Raw genomic sequence first — 16,093 nt, 5'->3', positions numbered from 1 at the left:
CATCCCTGACCGGTGCCGCGGGACTTCCGGGCGGTGTCCGCCCGGATGGTCCCCCCGGACAGCGTGCCGCTGCGTCCAGCGACGCCGAGAAGGCCGCGGCGCTGCGCCGGATGAAGCTCCTGGCCCTGGCGCTCCTGATCGTCATGGCCGTGATCTTCGTCGTCGCGTTTGCCCTGCAGAAGCAGTATCCGGGGCTCGAGTACGTCCGCGCCGCGGCCGAGGGCGGCATGGTGGGTGCCCTGGCGGACTGGTTTGCCGTTACGGCCCTGTTCAAGTACCCCATGGGAATCAAGATCCCGCACACCGCGATCATCCCGCGCCGCAAGGACCAGATCGGCGCCTCGCTGGGCGAATTCGTGGAGACCAATTTCCTCTCCGAACAGGTGGTCCAGGAAAAGCTGGCGTCCGCGGACATTGCGCGCAAGGCCGGCGCCTGGCTCTCCAGCCCCGGCGGCCCGGACCGCGTCGCCAAGGAGGGTGCCGCCGTCATCCGCGGCGCGTTCAAGGTCCTCAACGACGACGACGTCAAGGCCGTGATCGAATCCATGGTCCGCAAGCACCTGCTCACCCCGCCGTGGGGGCCGCCCGTGGGCCGGCTCGCTGAGCGGATCTTCGACGACGGGCACCACCACGCACTGGTGGACGTGCTCGTGGACCGGACGGTGGACTGGGTGCGGGACAACCAGGAGACGGTCAACAGGTTGGTCACCGACCGGTCCCCGACGTGGGTACCGTCGTTCGTGGACGGCCTGGTTGGGGACAAGGTGTACGTGGAGATCCTCAAGTTCACCCGCGCCGTACAGTCCGATCCGCAGCATCAGGTCCGCCTGTCGATCGATAAGTACCTCAAGGACCTGGCGCAGGATCTGCAGCATGATCCGGTGATGATCGCCCGTGCCGAGGGCATCAAGGCGCAGGTGCTCGGCGACCCCGAGGTCCGGGAGCTCGCCTCCCGCACCTGGGACACCATCAAGACGGCCCTGCTCACCGCCGTCGATGACCCGCACAGCGAACTGACCGTCAAATTCAAGGCAGCCATACATGACTTCGGCACCCGGCTGGTGGTCGATCCCGAGCTCGCCGGCAAGGTGAACGCCTGGATCGGCGACGCGGCGGGCTACCTCGTAAAGACCTACCGCTCGGACATCGCGGGGGTCATCACGGACACCGTGGCCCGCTGGGACGCCGAGGAAACGTCCCAGAAGATCGAACTGCAGGTGGGCAGGGACCTGCAGTTCATCCGGATCAACGGCACGGTGGTGGGCGCCTTGGCCGGGCTGGCCATCTTCACGGTGGCCAACATGCTGTTCGGCTAGCTACCCTCCGGTCCCGGCTCCGGTCAGGCAGCGGCGACCTCCGCCTTGGTCCGGCCCTGCATGGCGAAGATCGTGAAGGCCAGCGCCCCGAGCGCTGTCACCACGAGCAGCAGCAGCCCGATCGCGTAGCTGTGCGCTGCGGCGTCGTAGGTGGCACCCATGATCAGCGGCGGGAAGTAGCCGCCGAGTCCTCCGGCGGCGCTGACCACCCCGCTGATGCTGCCCACTTTGCCCTGCGGCGCGAGCACACCCACCCAGGCGAACACCCCGCCTGTGCCCAGGCCGAGCGCGCCGGCCATGGCGACGAACGTCAGGCCGGCGGGGACGTCGCCGTCGGGCTGCAGGTTCACCACCCAGGCGAGCGCCGCGACGCCGGCGAGCGCTACGATCACCACTGGCTTGGGGCCGACCTTGTCCGCGAGCACCCCGCCCAGGGGCCGCGCCAGCACGGCGGCCAGCGCAAACCCTGCGGTGCGGGCGCCGGCCGCGCTGGGATCGAAGCTGTAGACATCCCGGAGGTAGGTGGGCAGATACGTGGCGAAGGAAACGAAACCCCCGAAGAGGACGGCGTAGAGAAAGCACAGCTTCCACGTGACCGGGGTCTTCACGGCGTCGAGCAGCTTGGGCATCACGGGCGCGTTGCTGCGGGTCCAGCCCGGCGCCTCCTTCATTCGGAACCAGATGAGGGCGGCCATGCACGCCAGGATCGCGGCGATCAGCACGTGCGTGGGAACGTAGCCGATGCTCGCGACAAGCCGCGGGTTCAGGAAGGCCGCCAGCGCCGTTCCGCCCATGCCCGCGCCGAAGACACCGGTGGCAAAGCCCCTCCGGGCGGGCTCGTACCAGGCGCTGACGAAGGGGATCCCGACGGCGAAGACCGTGCCGGCGACCCCGAGCAACAGTCCGGCGCCCAGCACCAGCGCGAAGGAGTCGATGGTGCCGCCCACCGCCACCAGCAGGATCGGGATGATGGAGGCCAGCAGGACAAAGGTGAACATGGCGCGCCCGCCGTACTTGTCCGTCAAGGTGCCGACGACGATCCGTCCCAGCGAGCCAACGAAGACGGGCATGGCCACCAGCACCCCGGTGGTGGCCGGATTGAGGTGCAGGTTCTGGGTGTAGTACGCGCCGAGCGTGGCGATGGAGTTCCAGGCCCAGAAGCACGCCACCGACGCCGAGGTGGCGAGTGCCAGGTTGAGCGTCCGGCCGGCGGGGGCGGCGACGAAAGGGGACACTGCTCCGGCCACGGTGGTCTCCTTTTCGGTTCGGCAACGTTCGGTTCGGCAACGTTCAGTTCAGAATGCAGTTCAGCAGTGCAGGTCAGGAATCGCAGGTGTTCACCGGTTCCTGGTGTCGCGGTCCCGGGTCCCGACGGCGGACCAGCCCCGCCGCGCGCCGACCGGGTTCCGGGCACCGGCGGCGCCGGCTGTCCCTTTGGCTCCGGCTCCGCCGGTGTCCCGGTCCCTCGAGCGGTAGACGATGTAGGGGCGGAAGAGGTAGTGGAACGGTGCCGTGAAGGCGTGGACCAGCCGGGTGAACGGCCAGATCACGAACAGCGCCATGCCCACCAGGGTGTGCAGGTGGAAGGAAAACGGCGCCCCGGCCATGGCCGCGATGTCGGGCTGGAAGATGAACAGCGAGCGGAACCACGGGGCGACGGTCTCGCGGTAATTGTGCCCGTGCTCGCCCTCAAAGACGCTGGCCAGCGTGGTCCACAGCCCGAAGACGATCGCCGCCGTCAGCACCACGTACATGGTCTTGTCATTCCCGGTGGTGGCCATGAAGACGGGCCCGGTGGTGCGGCGGCGGTAGATCAGCAGGATGATCCCGCCCAGGGTCCCTACCCCGGCCACACCGCCGACGAACAGAGCGTTGAAGTGGTAGAACTCCTGGCTCATCCCAGCCGCTTKGGTCCACGCCATCGGAATGACGAGACCGAAGAAGTGGCCGGCGATCACGGCGAGCAGGCCGAAATGGAACAGCGGGGACGCGATCCGCAGCAGCCTGGACTCGTACAGCTGGGAGGACCTCGTGGTCCAGCCGAACTGATCGTATTTGTAACGCCAGACCAGCCCGCCAACAAGGACCACCACCATGACGTACGGCAGCACGCCCCACAGCAGGATATCCAGTGCGGAGATGTCGACGGCGGATCCGGTCTCGGCTTCGAATGCCAGCATGGTCAGGCCCCCTTCACGGGCAGCAGCCGCGGATCGTAGGGGTCCAGGCCCACGGCCTCGGTGGGTGGGCCGTAGCCGGCCATCCGCATGACGGCCTGCTCGTCGGCCGGTGATTTCCCCGACAGGGTGGCGCAGACGGCCTGCAGGATCCGGGCGTGCGGGAGCTCGTCCCGGAGCAGCCCGAAGCGGAGCATCTCAAGGCTCGCCCGGAAGCGCGTCAGCAACTCGCGGCCGGCCGCGAGGTCCACCAGCGCGGCGTATTCGAGGACCATCGGGAGGTAGTCCGGCAGTTCGCCGTGCGTGTCCACCAGGATGTCGCTTTGCCGATAGGTCTTCTTGAAGTTGCCCAGGACCTCGCCGCGGCGCCGGGTGTCCCCGTCAGTCCAGTAGGACAGGTGCAGGGCGTGGCGCTTGCCGAGGTCGAACTCGCGCACATACTGGGCCTGGATCTGAATGGGCGGTGTGGACTCCAGCCGGTCCAGGACCTCCACGAAGTCCGCCGCGGCCCCCGGGAACTCGGCCAGCGCGGCCCGCATCAGCGGAACCCGGCCGATCAGTTCCTCATCCGGGTAGGACAGGCACCACGCCGCGGCGAGGTAGAGGACCTGCTGGCGGCGGGTCATGGCTGTTCCCCCGCCGGAGGAGAGTCCGGGGAGTCCTCGGGGGCCGACGGTTTCATGGGAGGCGGTTTTTCCGGAAACAGCCCGGAGGGGGCGCCTGTGCCGTCCCAGTTCAGCAGGTTCACCCTGCCGCGCAGGGTGCTTTCGCCGGGCGCGGAGCCGGAGGTCTGCCGGTCGCGGAGGGCGTTGAAGGTTTCCACCGCCACCGGGACGGGCCTGCCGCTGGCTTCGCCGAACGGGGCCGAATCCTGCATGCCGGGCCCGCCCTCGAAATCGAGCGAACAGCCCATCTCTTCGAGGTCGTGGGCCTGCTCCACATGCGCCTTCGGGATGACGTAGCGCTCCTCGTACTTCGCGATCGCCATCAGCCGGTACATCTCGTACATGCTCTGGCTGTCCATCCCCACGGCCTCGGGGACGGCGTCGTCCGGGTCGTTGCCGAGGCTGATGCCGCGCATGAAGGACCGCATGGCCGCGAGCTTCCTGAGCACCGCGGCGACCCGTTCAGTGTCTCCGGCGGTGAAGAGTTCGGCGAGGTATTCCACCGGGATGCGCAGCGCGTCGATGGCGCCGAAGAGGTTGCCGGCGTCCTCGCCGTCGTGCCCCTGGTCGCGCAGCAGGTCCACAACGGGCGAGAGCGGCGGCACGTACCAGACCATCGGCATGGTCCGGTATTCCGGGTGCAGCGGCAGGGCCACCTTGTAGACCTTGGCCAGGGCGTAGACCGGCGAGCGCCGGGCGGCGTCGATCCAGTCTTCCGGGATATTCTGGGCCCGGGCCTCGGCCTGGACGGCTGGGTCGTTCGGGTCCAGGAGCACGTCCATCTGGGCGTCGTAGAGTTCCTGGGGGTCAGTGACGGACGCCGCAGCGGTGACGGCGTCGGCGTCGTACAAAAACAGCCCCAAATACCGCAGCCGTCCCACGCAGGTCTCCGAGCAGACCGTCGGCAGCCCCACTTCCACCCGCGGGTAGCAGAAGGTGCACTTCTCGGCTTTGCCGGTCTTGTGGTTGAAGTAGATCTTCTTGTAGGGGCAGCCCGTGACGCACTGGCGCCAGCCGCGGCACTTGTCCTGGTCCACCAGCACAATCCCGTCCTCCACGCGCTTGTAGATCGCTCCCGAGGGGCACGAGGCCATGCAGGAGGGGTTCAGGCAGTGCTCGCAGATCCGGGGGAGGTAGAACATGAAGGTTTGTTCGTAGGCGAACTTGATCTTGTCTTCGGATTCCCGCCGGACCTTTTCCACGATCGGATCCAGGTGGCCGTTCTCGGCGGAGCCGCCCAGGTCGTCGTCCCAGTTCGCGGACCAGGTGATCTTGGTGTCCTCCCCGGTGATCAGGGACTTGGGCCGGGCGACCGGGAAGTCGTCGCCGAGCGGCGCGTCCACGAGGGTTTTGTAGTCGTAGGTCCAGGGCTCGTAGTAGTCCTTGAGCTCGGGCTGGACGGGGCTGGCGAAGATCCCGAAGAGCTTCTTGACCCGGCCGCCGGCCCTGAGCACCAGCTTGCCGCGCTTGTTCAGCGCCCAGCCGCCGTGCCACTTCTCCTGGTCTTCGTAGCGGCGCGGATAGCCCTGGCCGGGGCGGGTCTCGACGTTGTTGAACCAGACGTATTCGGTGCCCGCACGGTTGGTCCAGGCCTGCTTGCAGGTCACCGAACAGGTGTGGCAGCCGATGCATTTGTCCAGGTTCATGACCATGCCCATTTGAGCCATGACACGCATCAGTACTGCACCTCCTGGGAACGACGCCGGACGGTGGCCACCATGTCGCGCTGGTTTCCGGTGGGGCCAAGGTAGTTGAACGCGTAGGCCAGCTGGGCGTAACCGCCGATCAGGTGCGAGGGTTTGACCAGCAGCCGGGTCACGGAGTTGTGGATGCCGCCGCGCCGGCCGGTGGCCTCGGACTTCGGCACGTCGATGGTGCGTTCCTGCGCGTGGTGCACGTACACCACGCCGGCCGGCATCCGGTGGCTGACGATCGCCCGGGCCACCAGGACGCCGTTGATGTTCAGGCACTCCACCCAGTCGTTGTCCTTGACCTCGATGGTTGCCGCGTCGGCGGGGCTCATCCAGACCGTGGGTCCGCCGCGGGAGAGCGAGAGCATCAGCAGGTTGTCCTGGTATTCGGAGTGGATGGACCACTTGGAGTGCGGGGTCAGGTAGCGGACCACCACCTCCATGGAGCCGTCCTGGCCGAGTCTGGGCTCGCCGAAGAGCCGGTGCATGTCCAGCGGCGGCCGGTAGATCGGCATGGCCTCGCCGATGTCCCGGATCCAGTCGTGGTCGAGGAAGAAGTGCATTCGCCCGGTCAGGGTGTGGAAGGGCTTGAGTCGTTCCACGTTGATGGTGAAGGGTGCGTAGCGCCGGCCACCGGTCTCGGAGCCGGACCATTCCGGCGAGGTGATCACCGGCACCGGGGCGGCCTGGGTCTGGGCGAAGGTGATGAATTTTTCCTCGGAGCCCTCGGCCAGGTCCGCCAGTTTCTTCCCGGTGCGGACTTCCAGGTCCTTGAAGCCCTGGACTGACAGCGCGCCGTTGGTGGTGCCGGAGAAGGCCAGGATGGCCTCCGCCATTTTCGCGTCAGTGTCGATCGCCGGCCGGCCGTCCGCGGCGCCGCCGAGCATCACCCCGTTGGAGCGGCTGAGCCTCTCCAGCGGCCCCTGGAGTTTGTAGGTGACGTTCTTGACGGTGAAGCCGAGTTTGTCAGCCAGCGGCCCGACGGCGGCCAGCTTGTCGGCGATGGCGGTGTAGTCGCGCTCCACGACGGAAAAAATGGGCATGTTCTGCCCCGGGACCGCGGGAATGGACATGTCCCGCCAATCCCGCACGATCCCGCCCGGCTGGGCGAGCTGGCCAGGTGTGTCGTGCTGCAGCGGCACGCTCACCAGGTCCCGGCGGACGCCCAAGTGGGTTTTGGCCTGCCGGGAGAACTCCTGGGCCAGCAGGTGGAAGGCGTCGAAGTCCGTTTTGGTCTCCCACGGCGGGTCGATCGCGGGGCTGAACGCGTGGACGAACGGGTGCATGTCGGTGGAGGACAGATCGTGCTTCTCGTACCAGGTGGCGGCCGGGAACACGACGTCGGAGAGCAGGGTGGTGGAGGTCATCCGGAAGTCCGCTGAGACCAGGAGGTCCAGTTTCCCTTCCGGTGCCTGCTCGTGCCATTTCACGTCCTTGGGCCTGAGCCCCTCGGCATGGTCCGGGCCCAGGACATTGTTGTGGGTGCCCAGCAGGTTCCGGAGGAAGTACTCGTTGCCCTTGGCCGAGGAGCCAAACAGGTTCGAACGCCACAACACGAGGGTCCGCGGCCAGTTTTCCGGGGCGTCCACGTCCTCGATTGCCGGATTCAGGGTACGGTTCTTCAGCGCGTCAGCGATGTAGCCGGGAGTATCCTTCGCGGTGCCGGCGCCGACGGCGGCTTCCGCCTCGTCCGCGAGGTCCAGCGGGTTCCGGTCGAACTGCGGGTAGAACGGCATCCAGCCCAGCCGCGCGGACTGGGCCAGCGCGTCCGCGGTATGCATGCCGTCCAGGCTTCCGGTGGAGAGCGGGGACTTCAGCGCGTCCGCGGAGTAGCCGTCCTGCCGCCACTGGTCCGTGTGCATGTACCAGTAGCCGGTGCCGATCATGGTCCGCGGGGGCCGGGACCAGTCCAGTGCGTTCGCCAGCGACAGCCAGCCCGTGACGGGCCGGGTCTTTTCCTGCCCCACGTAGTGTGCCCAGCCGCCGCCGTTGCGGCCCATGCAGCCGGTCAGCATCACGAGGGCCAGCACGGCGCGGTAGGTGGTGTCGCCGTGGAACCACTGGCAGATCCCGGCGCCCATGATGATCATGGACCGGCCCTTGGACTGCTCGGCGTTGCGGGCGAATTCGCGGGCCACCCGGATGCAGGCCTGTGCCGGGACGGAAGTGATCTCCTCCTGCCAGGCCGGGGTGTAGGGCGTCGCGGCGTCATCATAGCCGGCGGCCCACTCCCCCGGGAGCCCGTCCCGGCCGACCCCGTACTGGGCAAGCATGAGGTCGAACACGGTGGTGACCAGCTGGCCATCCAGTTCCAGGACGGGAACACCGCGGCGGAGCACGCTGCCGTTCCCGCCGGCGTCCTCGAAGCACGGCAGCAGGATCTCGGCGCTGTCCCCGGAGACCTCGCGGAGCGACAGGGCCGGTTCGATCCCCTCAAGGTCCAGGTTCCATTTGCCCTCGCCGCTGCCGGAGTAGCGGAACCCCAAAGAGCCATTCGGCACGGCCGGACGGCCGGTGGCTTTGTCGAACAGGACGGTGCGGAAGGCCGCGTCCTCGGCCCCGGCCTCGTCCGGAAGATCCTTGGCGGTGAGGAACTTGGCCGGGGTGAGGGAGCCGTCGTCGCGCCGTTCCAGCCGGACCAGGAACGGCAGGTCGGTGAACTGGCGGACGTAGTCGGTGAAGAACGGCACGTCGCGCTCGACGAAGAATTCCCTGAGCATCACGTGCCCCATGGCCATCGCCAGCGCGGCGTCCGTCCCGGCCTGGGCGGGCAGCCATTCGTCGGCGAACTTCGTGTTGTCCGCATAGTCCGGGCTGACCGTGACCACCTTGGTGCCGCGGTACCGCACCTCGGCCATCCAGTGCGCGTCCGGGGTGCGGGTCACGGGGACGTTGGAGCCCCACATCATGAGGTACCGGGCGTCCCACCAGTCCCCCGATTCCGGGACGTCGGTCTGGTCCCCGAACACCTGCGGGCTGGCCACGGGCAGGTCCGCGTACCAGTCGTAGAAGGACGTCATCACCCCGCCGATCAGCTGGATGAAGCGGGTCCCGACGGCGTGCGAGACCATGGACATGGCCGGGATGGGCGAGAAGCCGGCGCAGCGGTCCGGCCCGTAGGCCTTGATGGTGTGCACGTGCGCGGCGGCGGCAATTTCGATCGCCTCCTGCCAGGAGACGCGCACGAGGCCGCCCTTGCCGCGGGCCTGCTGGTAGCGGCGGCGCCGCGCCGGGTCCCCCACGACGTCGGCAAAGGCCAGCACCGGGTCACCCAGCCGCGCTTTGGCCTCGCGGTACATCTCGACGAGGACACCCCGGGCATAGGGAAAGCGCACCCGGGTGGGCGAATAGGTGTACCAGGAGAAGGCCGCCCCGCGGGGGCAGCCCCGCGGCTCGTATTCCGGGCTGTCCGGGCCCACCGAGGGGTAGTCGGTCTGCTGGGATTCCCAGGTGATGATGCCGTCCTTGACGTACACCTTCCAGGAGCACGAGCCCGTGCAGTTCACCCCGTGGGTTGACCGGACCACCTTGTCGTGGCTCCACCGGTCCCGGTAAAAGATGTCGCCCTTGCGGCCGCCTTCCCGGAACACCGCCCTGCCGTCGTCGGTCTGGTCCCATTTCGTGAAAAATCGGCCCAATTTCAACATTGCATCCGAGGCGGGTCCGTCCAACCCCGCGGCGCCTCCGGCAGTCATGCCTTCAAGCTAGGATGCACTTTCTGGCCCGGATAGGGCCTTAGGACACGGTGCGCACGCCGGCCGGTGCCGGTTTGGGGGCTGCCTGGCTGCGGGTCAGGCGAAACTCTCCAGCTCCACGCCGGCGGCCTCCAGCGCGGCCCGCACGGCGGCGGCAACGCTGACGGAGCCGGGTGTGTCCCCGTGCAGGCAGAGCGAATCCGCCCTCACCGCGATCACCGATCCGTCCACCGCCTCGACCTCGCCCTTCGTGGCGAGCCTGACGGCCCGCTCGGCGACCTGTCCGGCGTCGAGCAGCACGGCGCCTTCCTCCGTGCGCGGCACGAGGGTGCCGTCCGGGAGGTAGGCGCGGTCGGCGAAGGCTTCGGCGAAGACGGGGTGTCCGGCGTCCCGGGCGATTTGCAGCAAGGCTGAGCCGGGGAAGCCCAGGACGGGCAGTCCGGGATCGTAGGCCTGGATGGCGGCGATCACTGCGGAGGCCTGCTCGGCGTCGCGCACGGTGCGGTCATAGAGCGCCCCGTGCAGCTTGACGTAGTCCACCGAGGCGCCCACGGCATGGGCAACGCCGTCGAGCGCGCCGAGCTGGTACAGCACCGCGCCGAACAGGTCATCGAAGGTCATGTCCAGCGAGCGCAGGCCGAAGCCGGCCAGATCCGGGTAGCCAAGGTGGGCGCCGACGTTGACGTCGAGCTCGTAGGCGGCCCGGCAGGTGTCGAGCATGGTCACAGGGTCGCCGGCGTGCATCCCGCAGGCCACGCTGGCGCTCGTGACAAGCGGAAACATCGCGGCGTCGTCGCCCATGGTCCAGGTCCCGAAGGACTCCCCCAGATCAGCGTTCAGATCCAAAACGTGCCGCCGCCCTTCGTTGGGGTGTTCGGGGTGCCGTTGTTCGGGGTGCCGCTGTCCGGCGTCGTCCCCGGTGGCGTGTCCAGGGAAGTTTCGTAGAGCGCGAGCGGCCCGGTGGTTTCTGCCAAGGCCTGCAGTTCTCCCGGGATCGTGTCCGGGATGGGCCCGAAGGCTTCCTTGGCGTTCGCCACGACCGCATGGCCCATCACCCGGTTGCCCACTCCGCCTACGACGGCGCCGATGCCGAAGGGCAGGGCACGGCCCAGCCAGGCTGTGCCCTGGGTCTTGAGCAGGGAGCGCAGGAACATCGTCTGGATCTTGGCCCGCACGGCACCGAAGCCGGCGAGGGGGACGCGCCGGGTGAAGGCCGCGGTCCAGGCCTGGGTGGGCCCCTTGCCCCGGCCCGCCGCCTGTCCGCTCAGCGAGCTCAGCAGCTGGGTGCCTTCCTCTCCCAGCATGATCGCCATGACCAGGGTGCTGGCTCTGTCCGGATCCACCATCCGCACGCCGTGCAGTTCAGCGAGCGCTGTGGAATACAGCGCGGTGGCTTCGAGGAACCCGACGGCTGCGGCGGCCGAGAGACCGAGTGCGGCGGCAGTTCCGACGCCCGGAATCACGGCCGCCCCGCCCACCAGCGCGCCGCCGCCGGTGACGGCCAGCAGGTAGTCGCGTTCCAGGATGGCGGCGAGCTGCGCCGCGGTGGCGTGCGGGTGCCTGCGCTGGAGCCTGYGGATATTGGCCAGCACCAGGGGCCGCTGGACTTCAACCGCGCGCAGGAGCACCTTGTGCAGGCCGGGCCGGGGCTGGCCTGCGGCGTCGAACATCGCGCTGTGGGCTGTTTCCTGGGCAATCTTCATTGCCGGGTTGCTGCGCTTGGCCATGATCGCCTCTCGTCGGAACCATAAAACTAAGTGCACTTAACACTACACACGGGCCGGCCAGACCCAGCCCCGGGGCCGGCGCACCCCTCCGGTCCGGCCAGGTGGCCGGCTACTAGACTGGGCCCATGCCCGCCCTGCGAGCCCTCAGCCCCTTCGCGCACCAGGAGTACCGCGTGCTGATCACGGCGCTGGCCATCTCCATCTTCGGTTCCGGGATGTGGGCCGTTGCGATGGTCTACGAGGTGATCTATCTCGGCGGCGGTCCGCTGGAACTCTCGCTCGTGGCCGCGGCGGGCAGCGTCGGGCTCGTGGCGTTTCTGCTGGCCGGCGGCATCGCCGCGGACCGCGTCCCCCAGCGGCTGCTGATCATCGCGGTCGAGGGCGCCAACCTCGCCGTCATCGCCAGCATCAGCGCGCTGGCCATGGCCGGTTTGCTGCAGCTCTGGCATCTGGCGGTGGGGGCCTTCGTGCTCGGCGTCGGGGCGGCGTTCTTCTTCCCCGCCTATTCCGCCATCCTGCCGCGGATCCTGCCGCCCGAGGACCTGCTGGCGGCCAACGGCCTGGAGGGGACCATGCGGCCGATCCTGCAGCAGGCCGCCGGGCCGGCCGTTGCCGGGGTCCTGGTGGCGGCCATGTCCCCCGCGTACGCCGTCACCGGTGTGGCGGTCTGCCACCTGCTGGCTTTCTGCATCCTGAACTTCCTCCACCGCCAGCCCGCGGCAGGGGCGCCGGGCACAGTGGGCACCGAGGGTACGGCCAGCGGCGGGGCCAACGTTTCAGGCCAGACGCGGGCCAAGAAGTCCTTGCGCCACGACCTCCGCGAGGGCGTCAGCTATACCGTCCGCACGCCCTGGCTGCTGTGGACCCTGCTCTGGGCCTGCATTTCAGTGCTGTTCCTGATAGGCCCCATCGAGGTCCTCATCCCGTTCGTGGTCCGGGACCAGCTCGGCGGGGACGCGCGCATGTTCGGCTTCCTGCTCGCCATCATGGGCGTCGGCGGCGCCGCAGCCTCGCTGGCCACGGCCTCTTTTCCCCTCCCGCGCCGCTACCTCACCGTGATGATGGTGTCATGGGGATTGGGAAGCCTGCCGATCGCCGCCATCGGAATCATGGACAGTTTCTGGGCCGTGGCCGCCGCACTGTTTGTCTTCGGCGCCACCGGCAGCGTGGGCATGGTGATCTGGGGAACCCTGCTGCAGCGCCGTGTCCCGCCGCATCTGCTGGGCCGCGTCTCGAGCCTGGACTTCTTCGTGTCGCTGGCCCTCATGCCGGTCTCCATGGCACTGGCCGGACCGGCCGCCGAAGTCTTGCCGCTGTGGCTGATCTTCCTCGTCGCGGGAACCGTGTGTCCGGTGATGGCCGCCGTCGCGATGGTAGTGGCGCGGATGCCGGCCGACGAGCTGGCCCATCCGCTCGCCGGCGGCGCCGAAGAGGCCCGCGAAACAGAACAATCCAGCGGCGCGGAAGAACCCGCCGAGGACGGCCTGGCGGGCAGTTAAGGGCGGATCGACGCCGCCGATCCGCCCTCATCTGCCCCCGCGGCGACCGCCGCAAACCGGACGCCCGCACCGTCAGGGCACCGGCGCCTCAGGCCGCGGGGGCTCAGACCGCGGCGCGCACCACCGGGATCGACGCCGTGGGAAGGCCGCTGGGGAAGATGGTGGGCTCCGGGTCCGTGACGGGCGCCAGCGGAACCCGGGCCGGGTTGCCGTCGACGGTGAGCAGTTCCCCGCGCACGTCGACCTCCAGCGGCGCGCCCTCACGGACGGTCAGGCTGATCGAGCCCTGCTCCAGCCCGATGTGCAGGAGCCTGCCCTGGATCTTCAGGTGGAACTCGAGTCCGTCCCATTCTGCCGGCAGCCGCGGATCTAAGTACGGTACCGCGCCCTGGTCCCGCAGACCGGCGAAGCCGCTGACCAGCGAGCTCCACACCCCGCCGGTGCTGGCGATGTGGACGCCGTCGATCGTGTTGCCGTGGGTGTCGTCGAGGTCGATGAACAGGGCGTGGGTGAAGTGGTCCAGCGCAGCCTTGCCGTAGCCGACCTCGGCCGCCATGATGCCCTGGACACAGGCGGACAGCGTGGAGTCGCCGGTGGTGATGGGGTCGTAGAAGTCGAACGCTCGGCGCTTTTCCTCGGCCGTGAAGTCCTGCCACTGCAGGAACATGGCCAGCACGCTGTCCGCCTGCTTGAGGACCTGGTGCCGGTAGATCACCAGCGGGTGGAAGTGCAGCAGGAGCGGGTACTTGGACCGTGGCGTGGTCCAGTCCCACGGCTCCAGGGTCATAAAGTCGTTGTCCTGGGAGTAGACCTGGAGGTCTTCGTCGTAGGGCAGCTGCATCCGGTTGGCGGCCTGTTCCCAGAACTCGCGTTCGGCGTCGTCGATCTCCGGGTGGTCCAGCGCCGCCGCGGCGCGCAGGTTAAACCGCGCCATGACGTTTGTGTACAGGTTGTCGTTGACGACGGCGGTGTACTCGTCGGGGCCGGTGACGCCGTGGATGTGGAAGAGCCCGTCCTTGCCGAAGAAGCCCAGGGACGCCCACATCCGGGCGGTCTCTATCAGCAGCTCGGAGCCCAGGGTGTCCTGGAACTCGGTGTCCCCGCTGGCCCAGATGTACCGGTTGGTCGCGAACGCGATCGCGGCGGCGATGTGGAACTGCGCGGTGCCTGCCGCGTAGTAGGCGCTGGCCTCGAGTCCGTTGATGGTGCGCCAGGGGAAGAGGGCGCCGTCCACGCTGAGCTCCTTGGCGCGGATCTTCGCCTCGGGCAGCAGGTCGTGGCGGAATTCCAGGACCTGGCGGGCGTTGCCCGGGTTCGTGTAGGTCAGGTAGGGCAGCAGGTACACTTCCTGGTCCCAGAAGTAGTGGCCGTCGTAGCCGGAGCCGGATACGCCCTTGGCCGGGATGCCGGCCACATCGGCGCAGGCAGTGGCCTGTGCGAGCTGGAAGAGGTTCCACCGGATGCCCTGCTGGAGCTCGGTCTGGCCCGCCACCACGATGTCGCTTGTGCTCCAGTAGCCGCGGTAGTAGTCCTCGCTCTGGGTGAAGATCTCGCTGACCGGCTTGAGGCTGGCTTCGGCGCTGTCCGCGAGGTCCTCGGCGGCCTGGCCCACGGCGTAGCTGACGCTCTTCTCCAGCACGAACGGTACGTCCGCGCTGACGGCGAGCACGTAGCGGACGCTGCTGTCGTCCTGGTCCACCTGGGTGTCGAACGGCTGCACCCCGGCCGAGGTCCAGTGGTCCACGGCCATCCCGAGCCGCTGCTTGGATTCGGAGGCTTCCCAGGACAGGCGCAGGGAGCCGTCCCCGCCGTCGAGCCTCAGCGGCAGCAGCACGCGCCCGGCGTGGCGGCCGGCGCGGCGCGGATCGTGGGCGGAGTGGTCGTCCACCGGCTGGTCCTGGCGGTTGATGACCGAGGACGTGACGTCGGCGGAGATATCCCGGTCCGCCGCCACTTCGAGGCTGATGCCCAGCGCGCCGCGGGATTCGTAGCCGACGGCACGGCGTTCGGTGGTGGTCACGGCCGCGCCGGAGCGGCACTGCCACGTGATCCGGCACTCGTAGATACCCGTGGCGAAATCGACCGAGCGGCGGTAGTCCAGCACCGTGGACTCGTCCAGGCTCAACGGCTCGCCGTCGATGATGACGGTGAAGTTGTTGGCATCCGGGACGTAGAGGATCCGCTGGCCGGTGCGGGCGAAGCCGTAGGCGTTTTCCGCGTGCTTGATGTCCCAGGTCTCGTGGAAGCCGTTGATGAAGCTGCCGGGAAGTTCGGCATCAGCGGCGCCCCAATGCGCGCCGCGGATGCCCAGGTGCCCGTTGCCGAGGCTGAACAGGGTCTCCAAGGTGCCGGCATTGCCGGGGAGATGGACGGTCTCGACCAGCTGCCAGGGATCGTTGGGGAACCGGGCGCGGTCCGAGGTGATGAGAGCCATGGTTTTAGGGGGTTCCTTCGGCGGGAGTGGGCAGTGGGCTAGGCGGTGGGAGCCGGGAGGGATGAGGTGTTAGGCGGCGGAAGCCGTCGCAGAGCTAGAGCAGTTCGGCGAGGTCGTTGACCACAACCGTGGCCCCGGCGTCGAGCAGCGTCTGCCGGCCGGCTCCGCGGTCGACGCCGATCACCGAGCGGAAGTCTCCCGCGCTGCCGGCCTGGACGCCGGAGACGGCGTCCTCCACCACGACGCAGTCCTGGCTCGGCAGATCCAGGAGCCGGGCGGCGTATTCGTAGGTGGCCGGGCTGGGTTTGCCGGGCAGCCCCTGGGTGACGGCGATGACGCCGTCGACCACCACCGGGAAGTAATCGGAGAGCCCGGCAGCCTTGAGCACGGCAGGGGCATTGCGGGACGAGGAGACGACGGCGAGCTTGAGTCCGCGGGCCAGTGCTGCGTCGACAAGCCGGACGGAGCCCTCGTAGGGCTGGACTCCGCCGGCCTCGACGATGTCGTTGAAGACCTTGTTCTTGCGGTTGCCCAGCCCATGGACGGTGTCATGCGCGGGCTCGTCGTCCGCCGGACCCTCGGGCAGCACAATCCCGCGGGAGGCCAGGAAGTCCCGGACGCCGTCGAAGCGCGGCTTGCCGTCGATGTGGTCGAAGTAATCGCTCTCACGGTACGGCGCAGCCTCAGGGACCGAGGCCAGGAAGCCGTCGAAGAGCTGCTTCCAGGCCTGCTCGTGCACCACCGCGGTGGGCGTCAGGACGCCGTCGAGGTCAAAAAGGATGGCGGATGCGCCGGAGAGCGCACCGGCGAGGCCGGAGGTGTCGGGAACTACAGTCATGAGTCAAAGTCCTTTCAGACAACGGGCAGGCAAGACGGTTTGATCAAAGTT

Annotated in this window: 11 protein-coding genes; 2 read left to right on the top strand and 9 right to left on the bottom strand. The window is 68.5% G+C overall.

Annotated elements, in window-relative coordinates:
* Positions 1 to 110: 110 nt before the first annotated feature.
* Positions 111 to 1,316, top strand: coding sequence for a DUF445 domain-containing protein (locus AC1D2F_RS01985; RefSeq protein WP_414645521.1), 1,206 nt, complete (start codon positions 111 to 113; stop codon positions 1,314 to 1,316).
* Between the two features lie 23 nt (positions 1,317 to 1,339).
* On the opposite strand, the gene AC1D2F_RS01980 is transcribed toward AC1D2F_RS01985, so the two are convergent.
* The 7 genes from AC1D2F_RS01980 to AC1D2F_RS01950 all read right to left on the bottom strand — a co-directional run bounded on the left by AC1D2F_RS01980 (position 1,340) and on the right by AC1D2F_RS01950 (position 11,271).
* The gene (locus tag AC1D2F_RS01980; protein WP_229993980.1) at positions 1,340 to 2,563 is read right to left on the bottom strand and encodes an MFS transporter; all 1,224 of its coding nucleotides are present in this window, start codon (positions 2,561 to 2,563) and stop codon (positions 1,340 to 1,342) included.
* A gap of 90 nt (positions 2,564 to 2,653) precedes the next feature.
* Complete coding sequence (gene narI, locus AC1D2F_RS01975) at positions 2,654 to 3,496, bottom strand: respiratory nitrate reductase subunit gamma (protein WP_476966068.1); 843 nt, start codon at positions 3,494 to 3,496, stop codon at positions 2,654 to 2,656.
* A gap of 2 nt (positions 3,497 to 3,498) precedes the next feature.
* A complete protein-coding gene (gene narJ, locus AC1D2F_RS01970; protein ID WP_229993982.1) occupies positions 3,499 to 4,119 on the bottom strand; it encodes a nitrate reductase molybdenum cofactor assembly chaperone in 621 nt (206 codons plus the stop codon).
* Positions 4,116 to 5,834, bottom strand: a complete 1,719-nt coding sequence (gene narH, locus AC1D2F_RS01965; RefSeq protein ID WP_476966067.1) for a nitrate reductase subunit beta — start codon at positions 5,832 to 5,834, stop codon at positions 4,116 to 4,118. Before narH ends, narJ begins: the two co-directional genes overlap by 4 nt.
* Positions 5,834 to 9,544, bottom strand: coding sequence for a nitrate reductase subunit alpha (locus AC1D2F_RS01960; RefSeq protein ID WP_476966066.1), 3,711 nt, complete (start codon positions 9,542 to 9,544; stop codon positions 5,834 to 5,836). Before AC1D2F_RS01960 ends, narH begins: the two co-directional genes overlap by 1 nt.
* Positions 9,545 to 9,640: 96 nt before the next feature.
* A complete protein-coding gene (locus AC1D2F_RS01955; protein ID WP_229993985.1) occupies positions 9,641 to 10,390 on the bottom strand; it encodes a 5-oxoprolinase subunit PxpA in 750 nt (249 codons plus the stop codon).
* Positions 10,381 to 11,271, bottom strand: coding sequence for a hypothetical protein (locus AC1D2F_RS01950; protein WP_476966065.1), 891 nt, complete (start codon positions 11,269 to 11,271; stop codon positions 10,381 to 10,383). The genes AC1D2F_RS01955 and AC1D2F_RS01950 overlap by 10 nt, the downstream gene beginning before the upstream one ends.
* A 125-nt stretch (positions 11,272 to 11,396) precedes the next feature.
* Between AC1D2F_RS01950 and AC1D2F_RS01945 the strand changes: the two genes are divergently transcribed.
* Positions 11,397 to 12,770 (top strand): MFS transporter, encoded by a 1,374-nt coding sequence (locus AC1D2F_RS01945; RefSeq protein ID WP_229993987.1) that lies wholly within the window; start codon positions 11,397 to 11,399, stop codon positions 12,768 to 12,770.
* A 103-nt stretch (positions 12,771 to 12,873) separates the two neighbouring features.
* Here AC1D2F_RS01945 and AC1D2F_RS01940 read toward each other — a convergent pair whose 3' ends face one another.
* Both AC1D2F_RS01940 and AC1D2F_RS01935 read right to left on the bottom strand, forming a co-directional pair.
* Positions 12,874 to 15,204, bottom strand: coding sequence for a glycoside hydrolase family 65 protein (locus AC1D2F_RS01940; protein ID WP_229993988.1), 2,331 nt, complete (start codon positions 15,202 to 15,204; stop codon positions 12,874 to 12,876).
* Between the two features lie 94 nt (positions 15,205 to 15,298).
* Positions 15,299 to 16,042 (bottom strand): HAD family hydrolase, encoded by a 744-nt coding sequence (locus tag AC1D2F_RS01935; protein WP_229993989.1) that lies wholly within the window; start codon positions 16,040 to 16,042, stop codon positions 15,299 to 15,301.
* Positions 16,043 to 16,093: the final 51 nt, after the last annotated feature.

It is taken from the genome of Arthrobacter sp. P1_B3 (assembly GCF_056406615.1).
This window is presented reverse-complemented; position numbering and strand designations above follow the sequence as displayed.